We start from the raw sequence: 16,603 nt of genomic DNA on the forward strand, positions 1-16,603 counted from the left end.
TTCGGTCGCGGCGCGGGTCAGGAGACTCACGCACTCTTTTCGGGGGTCTGGGTGGCGGAGCCCCCGGTTCGGGGCAAAGCCCCGGTTGTCACAGCACTCTTTTCGGGGGTCTGGGTGGCGGAGCCCCCGGCTCGGGGCAAAGCCCCGGTTGTCACAGTGCTCTTGTCGGGCTTGAGGTCGGCGTCGAGTTCGCCCTGGTGGCTCGGTTCGGCGTGGTCGCGCTTGAACGGCGTCGGCCGCTTCGGCGCCTTGACCGGGGCGAATTTCTTCGTCGGTGCGTTGAGGTGGTCCGGAACGCTCACGCTGCCGGGTGGCGGGAGGGGTGACGCCGGGGGCCGCGGAGTGGCGAGCGCGGGCGGGAGCACCGGCCGGACCGGGGTGAACCGGCGCGTCGGCTGCTCGGTGGCGACGCGCTCGGCGACGCGGGCGACCAGCTCGTCCAGGTGGTCTTCGCGCTCGGCCGGGGCCGGCGGCGCCGGGCGGCCGCGCAACGCCGTGTGCAGGCCGTCCCACAGCGTGCCGTCGGACTTGTCCCGCGGGTCCGGGTCGACCACCACGATGCCGATGACCGGGATCTCCTGCTCGGCCAGCTGCCGCGCAACCGTGTGCAGCCACAGCGTGTTCGCGTGCCCGGCCTTCACGACCAGCACGGTCTCCTTGCCGAGGTGCTCCAGATCGGTCCACGCCGTCCCCGGCGACACCGTGCCGACGCCGACCCGGCGTTCCCCGGCCTTCGCGGGCGGATCGCCGGCACCGGCCACGGGGACGTCGCTCTGGGTTTCCTGCGCCAGCCTGCGGACGTTCTCGCCCGGCAGGTCGTCGAGGACGCTCGCGGCGCCCAGCTCTTCGGCGATGTCCAGGACGAGGGCGGCGGCGACGTCCGCGGCGCCGAGCTCCAGCAGGGAAACCCCGCGCGGATCCTGCTTGATCAGGCGGACCAGCGTCGTGGCGACGCGCCGGCGTTCGGACACCGCGCGGGAGCGCCGCCACAGCCGCGCGGGGCCGCGCAGCTTCGACGGCAGCTGGGCGATGACGGACGCGCCGAGGTGCGTCGAGATCTCGCGGCGCAGCACCGGCCGGTCCCGCGAGACCGCGCCGACGGCGACGAACGCGAGCCCGAGGGCCAGGCCGAGCGCGAACCCGATGCCGGCGTTGGTCGCGGCGGTCTTGAGGACCGCCCTGGGCAGCACGCGGGCCGCGTCGACGACCTGGGTTCCCGCGGCGACCTGCGGGCTGCCGATGCCGGCCTGCTGGGCGCGCGAGGTGAAGTCGGAGATCTGCGCGGTGAGCGCGGCCCGGCGGCTGTAGAGGTTCTCCAGCGCGGGCTGGCTGGCCTGGCGGCCCTTGCCTTCCTCGTCGACGATCTGCTGCTCGACCTTGCTCAGTTCGTCCTGGGCGTTCTTGCGCTGGTCGAGGATGGCCTGCGACTGGGCGGCCGCGGCCGCCTGGCTGCGCTTGACGTGGTCGGCGATGAACGTCTCGGCCAGCGCCTGCGCCCGCGCCACGGCGTCCTGGTCGGTCTTGGCCTTGACGGTGATCTGCAGGACGTTGTTCGTCAGCCCGAGCCCCGCGTAGTTCTTCATGAAGTCTTCGGGCGAGTCGGTGCTGCCCACCTTCTTCAGCGCGGCTTCGGCGATCTGCGTCGTCTGCAGCACGGCGACGTCGGTGCGCATCAGCGTGCCGCTGTCGGTCGGCGAGTCGTCCTGGTGGACCACGATGACCTTCGCGACGGCGGTCGGCGGGGCCGGCAGCACGAACGCGAGCGCCGCACCCACGATGAGCCCGAGCAGGCCGGTGGCCAGCCAGACGCGCTTGCGGCGGCGGATCGCGACGAACAGCCGGTGCAGGTCGACGAGGGGCGCGGCCGGGGTTTCGGGGGAAGTCGTCACGCCGAACCTGCCAGGGCTTTCTCGGGGGCTTCCGCCGCGGGTCCGGGTTTCTCCGGCGCCGGCCGGACGGGGTGGGTGAGCACCGCGCCGACGATCTCCTGCTTGCCGTCGGCGCAGGCTTCGGCCAGCCGGACGAGCTGCCACGCGGTGCGCGTGCCGGCGCCGAGCACGACCAGGACGCCGGAGCTCGCCGTGGCGTCCGGCACCGTCGGCCGGTCGGCCGAGTACTCGAAGATCCGCAGCGGCACGGACAGCCGGTCGGCCAGCTCGGCGAGCTGGCCGGCGGCCAGGCGGCCGGTCTCGTCGTCGTCGGCCACCAGCAGCAGCACGTCGGCGGGGCCGGTGGCCAGCCGGGCCAGCACCCGGCGGTAGCGGATGTCGCGGTTGACCGCGTCGGCCGAGGTCGCGATCGGCGGCAGCACCCACGGCCGGTCGCCGCCGAGCAGGCGCCGCACCTTGCCGAGGAAGCCGGTGGCCGGGGCGCGGTCGCCCTGCGGGCTGGTGACGTCGACGCCGGCGAGGATCGGCGCGCCGAGCGCGGAGGCGATCTCCGGCTCGCCCCGCAGCCGCCGGTCGGTGCGGGCGCTGAACAGGTGGCCGAACACGCCGGCGAGGAAGAACAGCACCGCGCCCCCGGCGACGAAGTGCGTCATCGTCGGCGCGGCCGGCGACGTCGGGCGCGGGGACGGCCCGAGCACCACGGTGTTGCCGACGCCGGTGGCCAGGTCGGCCTGGTTCAGGTCGTTGATCGCCTGCTCCAGCGACGTCTTCAGGCCTTCGAGCTGGGTCCGGACCTGCACGCTCTCCACGGTCAGGCCGCCGCCGACGTTCTTGGCGAGGTCACTGATCTTGTCCGTGGTCAGCTTGACCTGCTGGCGCAGCGACTCGCGCTGTTCCTGGGCGAGCTGCACGGACGCGTCGGCGGAGTTGCTCGCCAGCTGCGTGGAGTACTTGACGTACTGCTGCGCGACCTGGTCGGCGAGCTGCTGGGCGTGTTCGGCGGTGTCGGCGGAGACGGTGATCGTCACGACGTTGCTCTGCGCCACCGACGCGCTGACCTGCTTCTTCAGGTCGGCGCCGCTGGGGTGCCACGGCAGCACGGCCGCGGCGCGGTCGAGGACGACCGACGCGGTCGCGATCTCGGCCTGGGTCAGCAGTTCGTCGGCCTGGCGCGGGCCCTGGAGCAGGACACCGGAGGTCGTCTTGTAGCCGGGCGAGAACAGGATCGACGCTCCGGCGCCGACCAGCGCACCCAGGACGGCGAGGGCGGCCAGCAGCCGCCATCGCCTTCGCAGGACCTGCCCGACCAGGGCCAGGCGCACCGTGTCGTCAGTCAACGGCGGGTCTCCATTCCTGAGCCGGGTACGCCGAACGGGTTCAGTTGATCGGCCGGTTACCCCAACCGTCGTAAGACCGGGAGCATTGGTTACACGTTCGGTGCGTTTTTGACCGAACGGCGATCATGACTTCACAGCGTGCTCATAAGCAGCGAGCAGAGCCTTCGCCGAGTTCTCCCACGAGAGCGGTCCGGCGACCCGGGCTTGGCCGAGCTTGCCCATCCGGATCCGCTCTTCGGGGTCGTCGAGCAGCTGCGCGACGAGCTTCGCGAACGCCGATTCGTCGTTCGCCGGGGCGTAGACGGCCGCGTCACCGGCGGAGACCCGGGCCTCCCGCAGCTCGAACGAGACGATCGGCTTGCTCATCGCCATGTACTCCATGACCTTGTTCATCGTGGAGACGTCGTTGAGCGGGTTGAGCGGGTCCGGCGACAGGCAGACGTCGGCGGTGGACAGGTAGCGGACCAGGTCCTCGTCGGAGATCCGGCCGGTGAACTCGACCTGGTTGGCCAGCCCGAGCTTCGCCGACAGCGCCACCATGTCGTCGAACGCGTCGCCGGAGCCGACGAACACCGCGTGCCAGTCGGTGCGGCCGACCTCGTCACGCAGCTTCGCGAGCGCGCGCAGGGCGTAGTCGACGCCGTCCTGCGGACCCATCACGCCGAGGTAGGCGAGCAGGTACGGCTTGCCCTTCTTCAGTTCGGGCTCGGCCGGCACCTCGTGGAACCGCTCGACGACGGGGGCGCTGCGCACCACGAAGACGTCTTCGGGCCGCTTGCCGCCGCGGATCCGGGCGACCTGCTTGTAGCTCTCGTTCGTCGAGATCACGACGTCGGCGGCGCGGTAGGTGGCGCGTTCGAGCGCGCAGACCCCGCGGTAAAGCAGGTCCTGCCCGCGGTCGAACCGCGAGAGGTACAGCTCGGGGCACAGGTCGTGCTGGTCGAAGACGAACTTCGCGCCCTGGCGCTTCAGGTACTTCGCGACCAGGTACAGCAGGTCCGGGGGGTTACAGGCGTGCACGACGTCGACCGGCCCGACCTTCCGGGCCAGCCGGAGCGTGTGCCACAGCGCGCTGCCGTACTCCTGCAGGTAGCCGGCGGGCCCGCCGGTCGCCGCCTTGAGCGGGTAGCGGTGGATGTGGACACCGTCGACGACCGCTTCGGCCTCGGTGTCGCGTTTCGTGCCCTGCGGGCAGATCACGTGGACTTCCCACCCGGCGTCGCGCAGGGTCGTGGACTCCTGCCAGACCCGCCGGTCGAAGGGAACGGAGAGGTTCTCGACGAGGATGAGCGCTTTACCAGGCAAGACCGGCGTATCCCTCTTCAAGGCGACGCTCGGCGGCGTCGGGCAGGCGGACGAGGTCGACGATCACCCGGTCGCCGCCGTGCGGCAGGGCCGCCAGCACGTCCGGGTCTTTGGTGCCCACGAGCAGGACGTCGGCGTGGTTCACGACTTCTTCGACGGACCCGGCGAGCAGCTGGCCCAGGTGCGGCAGCCGGCTCTCGATGTACTCGCGGTTGGCGCCCATCAGCCGGGAGAGGCTGACGTTGGCGTCGTGGATCTTGAGGTCGTAGCCCTTGCCGAGCAGCTTCTCGGCCAGCTCGACCAGCGGGGACTCGCGCAGGTCGTCGGTGCCCGGCTTGAACGACAGCCCGAACAGCCCGACCTTGCGCTTGCCGGTGCGCGCGACCAGGTCGAACGCCCGCTGCAGGTGGTCGTCGTTCGACGCGAGCACGTGCGACAGGATCGGCACGCTCACGTCGGCGCGGTGCGCGGCGTAGACCAGCCCGCGCAGGTCCTTCGGCAGGCACGAGCCGCCGAAGGCGAAGCCGGGCTTGAGGTAGGCGGGGCTGATGTTGAGCTTCGTGTCGGCGAGGAAGACGTCGATCACCTCGTGCGAGTCCAGGCCGAGCGCCCGGCAGATCGCGCCGAGCTCGTTGGCGAACCCGATCTTCAGGCCGTGGAAGGAGTTGTCGGCGTACTTCGTCATCTCCGCGACCGGGATCGGCACGCGGAACACCGGGCCGGGCAGCCCCTCGTACAGCCCGGCGACGGCGTCCCCGCTCGCGGTGTCGATCTCGCCGATCACCGTCTTCGGCGGGTCGAAGAAGTCGCGGACGCTGGTGCCCTCGCGCAGGAACTCGGGGTTCACCGCGACGCCGAAGTCGACCCCGGCGGTGCGGCCCGAGGACTTCTCCAGGATCGGGACCAGCAGGTCGAGGCACGTGCCGGGCAGCATGGTGCTGCGGAAGACGACGGTGTGCCGCTCGCTCTTCTTCGCGAGCGCCTCGCCGATTTCCTCGGCCACGCGCTCGAGGTAGACGGTGGAGAGGCTGCCGTTCGGCGCCGACGGCGTCCCGACGCAGACCAGCGAGATCTCACTGTCGGCGACGGCTTCGGCGACGTCGGTCGTGGCTCTCAGCGCGCCGCTCGCGACGACCTCGGCGGTCAGCTCGCCGATCCGCTCCTCCACCACCGGGGCCTTGCCCTGGGTGATGAGGTCGATCTTCACCGGGTTGACGTCCACGCCGACCACCCGGTGCCCCTGCCCCGCCAGGCACGCGGCGGAGACACAGCCGACGTAACCGAGCCCGAAGACACTGATCTCCACGCCAAAACCTCCGCTATTCCGCGCGACCCTCAAGTTGGTCGGCGGGCGCCCCTGGATCGTTACCGCGGGCCTGGCGAACGGGGGACAGCGTGAAACGGCCGTGAGACGCAAGGGATCCTGGTGAAAATCGCGTCTCGATCCGGCGGCGGGCCGTGGACGAGAACCACGGTCCGCCGCCGGGTCGAAAAAAGGTGTCAGTTGTTGTTCACGAACGTGCTGGCGAGGCTTTCCCCCTTGCTCACCGCGTTGGCGTGGTTCTCGATCGGCGAAACGGTCGAGTTCTTGAAGCAGATGTACGTGACGCCGGAGTCCGTGCCGCCGTTGGACGGGTCGGGGTTGATGCCGAGGTCCTTCGCCGTCGCGTAGGAGGCTTCGCCGATGATCTGCGACGGCCCGGTGTCCCCGATGACCGCGTACTCGACCTTGCCGTTGTAGATCACCGCGCAGGAGCCGCCGCCCTTGAGGCCGGACGAGGAGTACTTCCAGATGCTGCTGGAGCTCGGCACGACGATGTAGGGCAGCTTCGCGGCGTTGAGGGGCTTGCCGTCGGACTGGTGGAACGCGGTGTCGTCCTGGTAGCAGCAGTCGGTGTTCTCGTTGCACTGCGTGCTGCGCTGGCCGTCGCAGTCGATGTCCATGTCGGCCTTCCAGAACACCGCGCCGTTGGCGTCGCAGATCGCGACCGTTTTGCTCGAAACGTCTTCGTCGGTCTTGTACTTGCCGTTCGAGATCTGCTGGCAGCTCGACGTCTTCGCGAGCAACTGGGCCGCGGTCGGGGCGGCTTCGACGGTGGCCGGTGTGGCCGGGGCGGGCGAAGCCGACGCGAGGGCCGACGGCATCACGGCCGCGGCCAGCGCGAGCGTCGCGAGCAGGATCAGTTTCCGCATTCCTGGTGCTCCCTTTAGTTAGGAAACTTTCCTTACGGCGGCGGGGCACCAGGATGCACCCGGGCCCGGGCGCGTTCAAGACCCCGGGTCGGGGAATTTCCCATCAGCCGGCCGGAGTTGACGAAAAGGCTGCTCACCGGTCCGGGCGGCCCGAAACCGGTTCGGGCGGTGTCCCGTTCGCCGGGACGCTCACTGCTCCGGGGTAGGCGGCCGCTCCAGCAACCGCGAGAGCACCACGGTCGACACCGTCCGGTCCACGATCTCCAGCCCGCGCAGCCGCTCCAGCGCCGTCTCGAGGTGGTGGATGTCCGCCGCCCGGAGGTGGACGATCGCGTCGGCCGCACCCGAGACCGTGTACGCGGCCACCACCTCCGGCAGCGGCTCGAGCCGGGCGCGGATGCGAGCCGGCGTGATGTTGCCCTGGCACGTGACCTCGACGAACGCCTCCGTTCCCCAGCCGAGGGCCTCCGGGTCGACCACCGCCGTGAAGCCGCGGAGGATGCCCGTTTCGAGCAGCCGGTCGACCCGCCGCTTCACCGCCGGCGCGGACAGGCCGACGACCTTGCCGATCTCCGCGTAGCTCGCTCGTGCGTTAGCCACGAGACACGAAACGATTCGCTGGTCGATGGTGTTCACACGCAACATTTAGCACAGATACGCGCAGCGAACAGCGATTGATTGCGGAATTAGGCGCCCCTTACCCTGCTCTCATGCAGGCGATGCGCGTACCGACCACCCGTCGATACCTCATGTGCCCCCCGCGCTTCTTCGCGGTGGACTACGTGATCAACCCCTGGATGGACCCGACCCAGCCGGTCAGCGCGGACGTCGCCGTCGCGCAGTGGACCGAGCTGCGCGACACCTACCGCCGCCTCGGCCACACCGTCGAGGAAATCGAGCCCCAGCCCGGCCTGCCCGACATGGTCTTCGCCGCCAACTCCGGCACCGTCGTCGACGGCCGCGTGCTCGGCTCGCGGTTCCGCGCCCCGCAGCGCGCCGCCGAGGCCGAGCACTTCCGCCGCTGGTTCGTCGAGCACGGCTACCGCGACATCACCATGCCGGAGAAGATCAACGAGGCCGAGGGCGACTTCGCCTGGACCGGCTCCCTGCTGCTGGCCGGCACCGGGTTCCGCACCGATCCGGCCGCGCACGCCGAGGCCCAGGAGGTCCTCGGCGTTCCGGTCGTCTCGCTGCAGCTGGTCGACCCGCGCTACTACCACCTCGATACGGCCCTGTTCGTCCTCGCCGAGGCGACGGACTCGACGCGGGCGCAGATCGTCTACTACCCGGAAGCGTTTTCGGCCGGTTCGCGCCGCGTGCTGGAGCGGATTTTCCCGGACGCGGTGCTCGCGACGAAGGAAGACGCCGAATGTTTCGGCCTCAACGGCGTTTCCGACGGCCGCAACGTCGTCCTGCCCGTCGAGGCCACCCGACTGGGTGAACTTGTTGCCGCCCGGGGGTACGAGCCGGTCTACGTCGACGTCTCTGAGCTGCGCAAAGCCGGCGGCGGCCCGAAGTGCTGCACGCTGGAAATCCGCAAAGGCTAACTGACGGCAAAATCGTGTAACTCACCCGTTTGCCACCGCGATTAATCGAAGTAACAAATCGACTACTCGCGGTGGCAGGCGGTGGGAGTGGTGACGGTGATCCTCGCCATGCACGGGGTCGGCCGACCGGCGCGCCAGCTCGACCCCGGTGAAGACGAGCGTTGGCTGACCGTCGAGCAGTTCGAGCGCGTCCTCGACGTCGCCGCGGAGCACGAAGACGTCCGCCTCACCTTCGACGACGGCAACGACTCCGACGTCGAGATCGTGCTGCCCCGGCTGGCCGACCGCGGCTTGACGGCGGAGTTCTTCCCGCTGGCCGGCCGCCTCGGCCAGCGCGGCTACCTCGACCGCGACGGGCTGCGCGAGCTCGTGCGCGCGGGCATGGAGATCGGCTCCCACGGCTGGGAGCCGCGCGACTGGCGGCGGCTCGACGACCTGCACGCCGACCGCGAGCTCCGGGACGCCCCGCAGCTGCTCGGCGACCTGTGCGGCCGGCCGGTCCGCCGGTATTCACTGCCGTTCGGCGCGTACGACCGGCGGGTGCTGGCCCGGCTGCGGCAGGCGGGCGCCACGAGGGTGTATTCGAGCGACGGCGGCGAGGCCCGCCGCGACGGCTGGCTGCAGGCCCGCACGGAGCTCCCCCACGACCTCGACGGCGACTGGCTGGACAGCGTGCTGGCCGGGTCGAAACGGGCTGCGCACTGGGCGAACCGGCTGTTCCGCCGCGCGGCCCGGTAGGCGGGGGTCGCAGGGGGCCGGCGGCCTCAGCCGCCGAGGGCGCGCAGCACCGCCGGGGCCTCGTCCGGGTGCAGGCGCAGCTCCGTCCGGCCGCCCGCCGCGTGGAACGTCACCGCCTGGCGATCCACCGCCTGCATCGTCAGCTCGCCCGGGTCGAACAGCGCCGGCTCCTCGCGCAGCGACCGCCACCGCACCGGGCCGTCGCCGACCACCAGCCGGCCGCGCCGCTCGCGGCCCGCCGTAAGCTCGGCGTCCCGCAGCACGCACGGGTACTCCACGCGCTCGCCGCGAGCCGAGGCCGCCGCGCGGGCCCGCCGGCGGCGGGCGCCGAGCAGTTCGGCCGTGTCGATCATCGTCAGGAGGTTGCCCACCACCACGACGATGCCCTTGACCACGATCCCGACCAGTTCCCCCATGTCCCCACTCCTACCGCAGCGTGCCACCCTGAGCCGCATGACCGACAGCATCGTCAGCGAGCACGACGGCGGCATCGCCGTCCTCACCGTCGACGCGCCCGGCAGCCGGAACGCGCTGACCCTCGACCTCTCCGCGCAGCTCGCGGCCGCCGTCGACGCCGCGGAACGGGACGAGTCCGTGCACGCCGTCGTCGTCACCGGGACGCCGCCCGCTTTCTGCGCCGGGGCCGACCTTTCGGCCCTCGCCGAGGCCGACGAAGCCGGCCTGCGGGCCATCTACGCGGGCTTCCTCGCCGTGGCGCGGTGCGCGCTGCCGACCATCGCGGCCGTCGGCGGGGCGGCCGTCGGGGCGGGGCTGAACCTCGCGCTCGCCGCCGATGTCCGGCTGGCCGGGCCGCGGGCGAAGTTCGTCGCGCGGTTCCTCGAACTCGGGCTGCACCCGGGCGGCGGGATGACGTGGATGACGCAGCGGCTGGCCGGCCCGCAGCAGGCCGCCGCGATGACGTTGTTCGGCCAACCCCTCGACGCCGAGGCGGCCGTGCGCGCCGGGCTCGCCCTGCGTGTGGTCGACGGCGGCCATGACGAACTGCTGACCGCCGCGCGTGAGCTCGCTCACCCCGCCGTCGGCGCGCCGCGCGAGGCGCTGATCGCCACCAAACGCAGCCTTCGCACCACCGCGGGCCTGGCCGAACACCGGGACGCCGTCGACGTCGAGATCACCCCGCAGCTGGCCTCGCTGGCGTCCCCGGAATTCGCCGAGCGGCTTTCCTTGATGCGGGACCGAATTCGTTCTCAGCCGTGACTCAAGCGGACGGCCCTACCCTCCGGGAGACACGCATCACAACGCGGTTCGACGGCTACCCGTTACCATCAGTAACACATATCCGGCGTACCTGCGGAGAACCGAACAAGAGCACCGATGAAGTCGCCCAGCACCCGGGACACTACCAACATCGGTGTTGAGGGCGAGCTAACCTCGGGAGTAGACCTGGTGAGCGCAGCCGCGGCACCGGCAGGCGAACGGAAGCCGTACCGTCGGGAGAGAGGGAATCCCTGACCCATGAGCACGAGTGCGAACGGCAACGGCGCTGGTCACGGCTCGCTCGCCGCAACCAGGCCGACCGAGGTCAGCAAGCTGGACCGGGTGGTCATCCGGTTCGCGGGCGACTCGGGTGACGGCATGCAGCTGACCGGCGACCGCTTCACGTCCGAAGCCGCCGCGTTCGGCAACGACCTGTCGACGATGCCGAACTTCCCCGCTGAGATCCGTGCGCCGCAGGGCACCATCCCCGGCGTCTCGAGCTTCCAGGTGCACTTCGCCGACTACGACATCCTCACCCCCGGCGACCGGCCGGACGTGCTGGTCGCGATGAACCCGGCCGCGCTCAAGGCGAACCTCGGTGACGTCCCGCACGGCGGCACGATCATCCTCAACACCGACGAGTTCATCAAGCGCAACCTGACCAAGGTCGGCTACGCGACGGACCCGCTGGACGACGACACGCTCGCGCCGTACCAGGTGCACCGGGTCGCCATGTCGACGCTGACCCAGGGCGCGCTCGCCGACACCGGCCTCGGCAAGAAGGACGCCGAGCGCTGCAAGAACATGTTCGCGCTCGGCCTGCTGTCGTGGATGTACCACCGGCCGACCGAGGGCACCGAGCGGTTCCTGCGGGAGAAGTTCGCGAAGAAGCCGGACATCGCCGAGGCGAACATCCTGGCCTTCCGCGCGGGCTGGAACTACGGCGAGACGACCGAGTCGTTCGCGACGACGTTCCAGGTCGCGCCGGCGAAGCTGGCCCGGGGCACCTACCGGCAGATCACCGGCAACACCGCGCTGGCGTACGGGATCGTCGCCGCCGGGCAGCGCTCGGGCCTGCAGATCCTGCTCGGCACGTACCCGATCACCCCGGCGTCGGACATCCTCCACGAGCTGTCCAAGCACAAGCACTTCGGCATCATCACCTTCCAGGCCGAGGACGAGATCGCCGGCATCGGCGCCGCGCTCGGCGCCTCCTACGGCGGCGCGCTCGGTGTCACGTCGACGTCCGGGCCGGGTGTCGCGCTGAAGTCCGAAGCCGTCGGCCTCGGCGTGATGGTGGAGCTGCCGCTGGTCGTCATCGACGTCCAGCGCGGCGGCCCGTCCACCGGCCTGCCGACCAAGACCGAGCAGGCCGACCTGCTGCAGGCGATGTTCGGCCGCAACGGCGAATCGCCGGTCCCGATCGTCGCGCCGCTGTCGCCGGCGGACTGCTTCGACGCGGCCGTCGAGGCCACCCGGATCGCGCTGAAGTACCGCACGCCGGTGCTGCTGCTCTCGGACGGCGCGATCGCGAACGGCTCCGAGCCGTGGCTGGTCCCGGACGTCGAAACGCTGCCCGACCTGCGGGTCGAGTTCGCGACCGAGCCCAACGCGGACAACGACTCCGGCGAGTTCTGGCCGTACGTCCGCGACCCCGAGACCCTCGCCCGCGCGTGGGCGATCCCCGGCACCCCGGGGCTGCAGCACCGCATCGGCGGGCTGGAGAAGGCCGACAAGACCGGCCACATCTCCTACGACCCGGCCAACCACGACAAGATGGTCCGGCTGCGGCAGGCGAAGATCGACGGCATCGACGTCCCGGACCTCGTCGTCGACGACCCGAGCGGCGGCAAGGCCCGCGTGCTCGCGCTCGGCTGGGGCAGCTCGTTCGGCCCGATCGGCGCGGCCTGCCGCCGGGTGCGCAAGCTCGGCCTGCCGATCGCGCAGGCGCACCTGCGGCACCTCAACCCGCTGCCGGCCAACCTCGGCGACATCCTGCGCAGCTACGACAAGGTCGTGGTGCCGGAGATGAACCTGGGCCAGCTGGCACTGCTGCTGCGGGCGAAGTACCTGGTGGACGTCCACTCGCACACCAAGGTCGCCGGGATGGCGTTCAAGGCCGAAGAGCTGCAGAACCTGTTCTCGGAGATCATCACCAGCGTTGCTACGGAGGCGGCGAAGTGACCGCAATCGACATCGGGCTCCCCACCGCCGGCGGCCTGGACCTCGTGCCGACGACCGACGAGCCGCAGAAGGCCAAGGACTACAAGTCCGACCAGGAAGTCCGCTGGTGCCCCGGCTGCGGCGACTACGTCGTGCTGAACGCGGTGCAGTCGTTCCTGCCGACGCTCGGCCTCAAGCGCGAGAACATCGTGTTCATCTCGGGCATCGGCTGCTCGTCGCGGTTCCCGTACTACCTCAACACCTACGGCATGCACTCGATCCACGGCCGCGCGCCGTCGATCGCGACCGGCCTGGCCACCACCCGCCCGGACCTGTCGGTGTGGGTCGTCACCGGCGACGGCGACGCGCTGTCCATCGGCGGCAACCACCTGATCCACGCGCTGCGCCGCAACGTGAACATCAAGATCCTGCTGTTCAACAACCGGATCTACGGGCTGACCAAGGGCCAGTACTCCCCGACGTCCGGGCAGGGCATGGTCACCAAGTCGACGCCGATGGGTTCGGTGGACACGCCGTTCAACCCGCTGTCGCTGGCCATCGGCGCCGAGGCGTCGTTCGTGGGCCGGGCGCTGGACTCCGACCGCAAGGGGCTGACCGAGGTCCTGCAGGCGGCCGCGCAGCACCGCGGTTCGGCGCTGGTGGAGATCTACCAGAACTGCCCGATCTTCAACGACGGCGCCTTCGAAGTGCTGAAGGACGCCGACGAGGCCGCGACGCGCTTGATCCCGCTGCGCGCGGGCGAGCCGATCCGGTTCGGCCCGAACCAGGAGTTCGGCGTCAAGCGCGGCGACTGGGGCGGCCTGGACGTCGCCAAGGTCGCGGACATCGGTGAAGACAACATCGTCGTGCACGACCCGTCGATCGCGGACACGTCGTACGCGTTCGCGCTGTCGCGCCTGGGCGACCAGAACCTCAACCACGTCCCGACGGGCATCCTCCGCCAGGTCGAGCGCCCGACGTACGACGACGGCGCCCGCGCCCAGGTCGAGGAGGCCCGCGCGGCCCGCAAGCCGGACCTGCAGGCCCTACTGCGCGGCAAGGACACCTGGACGGTCGCGTAACCGCTGGTTCTTCCCGAAGGCCGCCACGCCCCGTGCATGGCGGCCTTCGGCGTTCCGGGGTTGCCTTCGTTGGGACACATGTCCTAAGTTTCAGGTCATGCGACCTGAAACACCTTTCGTGTTCTTCGACGTCCGCACCGCCGACGCCGCCGGCAGCAGGCGGTTCTTCGCCGAGCTGCTGGGCTGGGAGGCGACCGGCACGCTCCTGACGAGCGGCGGCGCGCCCTGGGGCGGCCTCACCGAGCTCGCCCCGGGCGACGACCGGACACCGCAGTGGCTCCCCTACGCGCCGGTGTCCGATGTGGACGCCGCCGCGGCGAAAGCCCTGGAGCTGGGCGGAACGCTGGTGCGCGAGCGCACCGATCTGCCGTTCGGCTCGCTGGTCGTGGTGACCGACCCCGGCGGCGCGGCCCTGGTGCTGTTCCAGGCCGCCTGAATGCCACGAGGGGCACCTTCACCGTCGTGAAGGTGCCCCTCGTGGCGGGAAATTCAGCTGAGCGGGCGGAACCCGACGCGCTCGGCGTCCTCGGCCGTCCGGAACCACACCTCGGCCACCATCTTCGGGAACTGGGCGGATTCCTCGGTGCAGTACCGCAAAGCCGTGACGCTGGCCTTCACGGCGAAGCTGTCGCTGGGCGCCCCGCCGCCCGGGCGCGGCATCGCCGAACCGGGGCCGAACGGACCCGGCGGCACCGAGTCGCCCGCGGCCTGGCGAGCCGGGGGCGGTTCCGGCGCCGCGATGCCGGTGGCCGCCTGGTGCGGCTGCACCGACGGCTCGAACAGCGAACCGCTGTGCGCGCCGGACAGTTCGGGTTCGCGGCGCTCGACCGTGCGCATCGACGGCTGGATCGGCTGGGGCGCGTCGAAACCGCCGCGCACCGCCTCCCGCGGCTGCCGCTTCGGCAGCACCTGCGTCGCTTCGGCGGGGGTCTCCGGGGGCACGTCCAGCTCGCTTTCGGCGATGTCGCCGCCGAACGCGTACTGCGGCGCCTCGTCGTCGTCCTCGTCGTCGTCCTGGTCCGGCTCGTCGTCGCGCACGGAACCGGGGTGGGCGCTGATGAAGCGCGTGCGCTCCACCGGCTCTTCGAACGCCGACCGCTCGGACGGCAACTCGTCGTCGAACCAGTCCGGCGGGGGCGCCGCCTCGGCGGACGGCGGCTGGAAGAGCGAACCCGCCGCATCGACGTCGGGCTTCTCCTGGTGCCGCGGCAGCGACTCGAGCTCCGCGTCTTCGTCGAAGGAGTCCCCGACCGGGGCCAGGTACTGCGTCGTGGCCGCACGGTCCGGCTCGTCTTCCGGCGTCAGGAACTGGGCCGCCGCGCTCCGGTACGGGCCGTCTTCCTCGGGCTCCGGCTCCGGCGCCCGGACGGGTTCCGGCTCCGGCGGCATCCGCGACGGCACCTGGGCGTCCAGCTCGGCGAAGTCCTCGTCGATGTCGTCGTGGACGTCGTCGCGGTGGATCGGCGGCGCGGCGACCAGCGTGCCGGGGTAGGAGGTCTCCTGGCGCGACGGCTCCGGCTCGGGCTCGGGCCGGCGGAACGCGTCACCGCCGCCGACCGCGGCCGCATTGGCGGGGGTGCGCGCGGCGTCGGCGTGGGCCTGCGCCAGCGAGCTCTCCAGCCGGCGGACGCTCTTGCGGAGCGGCAGCACGAGCACCAGCCAGGTCAGGAGGACCCCGACGAAGAACGCGGCCAGGCTCCACAGCCACACCTGTCCGAATATGGACATCTTTCCCTGCCCCTGTTAAGTGCTTAGCGCGTGCGCGCGACCAGGTAGTCGGCGACCGACTCGCACGCGTCCCGGGCGGGTGACGCGGGCAGCGCGGTGAGCTCGGTTCGCGCGCGCTGAGCGTAGTCGGAAAGGGTGGCGCGTGCTCGATCGAGTCCGCTACTGACCCGCAGCAGCTCGAGCGCCTCCTGCACGAGGGCGTCGTCGGCGAGCGGGCCGGACAGCAGCTCGAGGAGCCGCGGGTCGGTCCCGGGGTCGGCCAGCGCGTACAGCATGGGCAGCGTCCGGACGCCTTCGCGCAGGTCGGTGCCCTGCGCCTTGCCGAGCTCGTCGGACGGCGAGGCGATGTCGATGATGTCGTCGGAGATCTGGAACGCGGTGCCGATGATGTCGCCGAACCGGCGCAGCGCCTCGACGTGCTCCTCGGCGGCGCCGGACATCATGCCGCCGAACCGGCCCGAGGTGGCGATCAGCGAGCCGGTCTTCTGGGCGATCACGGTGAGGTAGTGCGCGACGGCGTCGTCACCCGGGCCGGGGCCGACGGTCTCGCGCATCTGGCCGGTGACCAGCTCCCCGAAGGTCTCGGCGATGATCCGCGCGGCGTCCGTGCCCAGGTCGGCGACCAGGCGCGAAGCGTGCGCGAAGAGGAAGTCGCCGGTGAGGATGGCGATGGTGTTGTCCCAGCGCGCGTTGACGCTCTCGGCACCGCGGCGCATGTCGGCCTCGTCCATGACGTCGTCGTGGTAGAGCGTCGCGAGGTGCACCAGCTCGACCGCGGCGGCGGCGATGATGACGTGGTCGTCCTGCTTCGGCCCGAACTGCGCGGAGAGCAGGGTGAACAGCGGACGGAAGCGTTTGCCCCCGGCCTCGACCAGGTGCAGCGCGGCGTCGTTGACGGCCTGGACGTCGCTGCGGACGACCTCGCGCAGCAGCTTCTCGACCTCGGTGAGCCCGCCGGCGATGGAGCGCAGCAGGGTTTCGTCGGCGATCTGCAGCCCGACCGACGCCCGCAGGTCGTCGAGGGCGCCGCCCGGCGCAGCGGGGAGGGATCCCGCCCCGGGGGCTGGGGAAGGCACAGACACGTCGGCTCCGCTCTACTCGTGCACCGGTCGGTTCCCCTTGAGCGTAGTGGCTGCACCGCGCGGTCGTTTACCCGCTGTCCAGCGGAAACGGTGACGAACATGACACCGCCCCGGGTGGTTCCCGCTCCTCGAAAGGGTGACCGCAGCTTCCAGGCGCAACCGACCTCCCCGGCGGGCGGACATCGAGGCGGGGAACGGTCCTGTTGCCCGTAGCCGGAGGACCTCGGGCGGGCTGTTAGCCCGGCCGCATGAACGTCACGAGGGCCGCGGCCTGGAGGGATGGCCGCGGCGCTCGTGACCTGGGTTTGGGGTGCGGGAACC

15 protein-coding genes are annotated in these 16,603 nt (G+C 71.2%); 6 read left to right on the forward strand and 9 right to left on the reverse strand.

All coding sequences use genetic code 11. The annotated features are described in order from the left end of the window. Window positions 1-26: 26 nt before the first annotated feature. The 6 genes from ACLJOU_RS00170 to ACLJOU_RS00195 form a co-directional block, all read right to left on the reverse strand. Window positions 27-1,889 carry a Wzz/FepE/Etk N-terminal domain-containing protein gene (locus ACLJOU_RS00170; RefSeq protein WP_410561733.1) on the reverse strand — a complete coding sequence of 621 codons (1,863 nt, stop codon included), beginning with the start codon at window positions 1,887-1,889 and terminating at the stop codon, window positions 27-29. Beyond that, window positions 1,886-3,226 carry an exopolysaccharide biosynthesis protein gene (locus ACLJOU_RS00175; RefSeq protein ID WP_410561735.1) on the reverse strand — a complete coding sequence of 447 codons (1,341 nt, stop codon included), beginning with the start codon at window positions 3,224-3,226 and terminating at the stop codon, window positions 1,886-1,888. The genes ACLJOU_RS00170 and ACLJOU_RS00175 overlap by 4 nt, the downstream gene beginning before the upstream one ends. A gap of 123 nt (window positions 3,227-3,349) precedes the next feature. Beyond that, a complete protein-coding gene (locus ACLJOU_RS00180; RefSeq protein WP_410561737.1) occupies window positions 3,350-4,531 on the reverse strand; it encodes a glycosyltransferase family 4 protein in 1,182 nt (393 codons plus the stop codon). Next, window positions 4,521-5,837 carry a nucleotide sugar dehydrogenase gene (locus ACLJOU_RS00185; protein WP_410561740.1) on the reverse strand — a complete coding sequence of 439 codons (1,317 nt, stop codon included), beginning with the start codon at window positions 5,835-5,837 and terminating at the stop codon, window positions 4,521-4,523. Before ACLJOU_RS00185 ends, ACLJOU_RS00180 begins: the two co-directional genes overlap by 11 nt. Window positions 5,838-6,031: 194 nt before the next feature. Beyond that, on the reverse strand, window positions 6,032-6,724 hold the full coding sequence (locus ACLJOU_RS00190; protein ID WP_410561743.1) for a glycoside hydrolase family 75 protein: 693 nt from the start codon (window positions 6,722-6,724) through the stop codon (window positions 6,032-6,034). Window positions 6,725-6,913: 189 nt separating this feature from the next. Next, a complete protein-coding gene (locus ACLJOU_RS00195; RefSeq protein ID WP_410564633.1) occupies window positions 6,914-7,360 on the reverse strand; it encodes an Lrp/AsnC family transcriptional regulator in 447 nt (148 codons plus the stop codon). A gap of 83 nt (window positions 7,361-7,443) precedes the next feature. Between ACLJOU_RS00195 and ddaH the strand changes: the two genes are divergently transcribed. Continuing rightward, window positions 7,444-8,271 carry a dimethylargininase gene (ddaH, locus tag ACLJOU_RS00200; RefSeq protein ID WP_410564635.1) on the forward strand — a complete coding sequence of 276 codons (828 nt, stop codon included), beginning with the start codon at window positions 7,444-7,446 and terminating at the stop codon, window positions 8,269-8,271. An 81-nt stretch (window positions 8,272-8,352) separates the two neighbouring features. Continuing rightward, window positions 8,353-9,009 carry a polysaccharide deacetylase family protein gene (locus tag ACLJOU_RS00205; protein WP_410561746.1) on the forward strand — a complete coding sequence of 219 codons (657 nt, stop codon included), beginning with the start codon at window positions 8,353-8,355 and terminating at the stop codon, window positions 9,007-9,009. Between the two features lie 26 nt (window positions 9,010-9,035). Here ACLJOU_RS00205 and ACLJOU_RS00210 read toward each other — a convergent pair whose 3' ends face one another. Continuing rightward, a complete protein-coding gene (locus ACLJOU_RS00210) occupies window positions 9,036-9,425 on the reverse strand; it encodes a hypothetical protein (protein WP_410561749.1) in 390 nt (129 codons plus the stop codon). 37 nt (window positions 9,426-9,462) lie between these two features. Between ACLJOU_RS00210 and ACLJOU_RS00215 the strand changes: the two genes are divergently transcribed. The 4 genes from ACLJOU_RS00215 (at window position 9,463) to ACLJOU_RS00230 (ending at window position 13,908) form a co-directional block, all read left to right on the forward strand. Further along, the gene (locus ACLJOU_RS00215; RefSeq protein WP_410561750.1) at window positions 9,463-10,227 is read left to right on the forward strand and encodes an enoyl-CoA hydratase; all 765 of its coding nucleotides are present in this window, start codon (window positions 9,463-9,465) and stop codon (window positions 10,225-10,227) included. Between the two features lie 258 nt (window positions 10,228-10,485). Continuing rightward, window positions 10,486-12,411, forward strand: a complete 1,926-nt coding sequence (locus tag ACLJOU_RS00220) for a 2-oxoacid:acceptor oxidoreductase subunit alpha (protein ID WP_410561752.1) — start codon at window positions 10,486-10,488, stop codon at window positions 12,409-12,411. Further along, window positions 12,408-13,472 carry a 2-oxoacid:ferredoxin oxidoreductase subunit beta gene (locus ACLJOU_RS00225; RefSeq protein WP_410561753.1) on the forward strand — a complete coding sequence of 355 codons (1,065 nt, stop codon included), beginning with the start codon at window positions 12,408-12,410 and terminating at the stop codon, window positions 13,470-13,472. Before ACLJOU_RS00220 ends, ACLJOU_RS00225 begins: the two co-directional genes overlap by 4 nt. Before the next feature lie 97 nt (window positions 13,473-13,569). Next, complete coding sequence (locus ACLJOU_RS00230) at window positions 13,570-13,908, forward strand: VOC family protein (protein WP_410561756.1); 339 nt, start codon at window positions 13,570-13,572, stop codon at window positions 13,906-13,908. Window positions 13,909-13,961: 53 nt separating this feature from the next. Here ACLJOU_RS00230 and ACLJOU_RS00235 read toward each other — a convergent pair whose 3' ends face one another. Both ACLJOU_RS00235 and ACLJOU_RS00240 read right to left on the reverse strand, forming a co-directional pair. Further along, window positions 13,962-15,200, reverse strand: a complete 1,239-nt coding sequence (locus ACLJOU_RS00235) for a hypothetical protein (protein WP_410561758.1) — start codon at window positions 15,198-15,200, stop codon at window positions 13,962-13,964. A gap of 23 nt (window positions 15,201-15,223) precedes the next feature. After that, a complete protein-coding gene (locus ACLJOU_RS00240) occupies window positions 15,224-16,276 on the reverse strand; it encodes a polyprenyl synthetase family protein (protein WP_410564636.1) in 1,053 nt (350 codons plus the stop codon). Window positions 16,277-16,603 lie beyond the last annotated feature (327 nt).

This window comes from Amycolatopsis sp. cmx-4-61 (assembly GCF_046548775.1).
In the GTDB taxonomy this organism is placed as follows: Bacteria; Actinomycetota; Actinomycetes; order Mycobacteriales; family Pseudonocardiaceae; genus Amycolatopsis.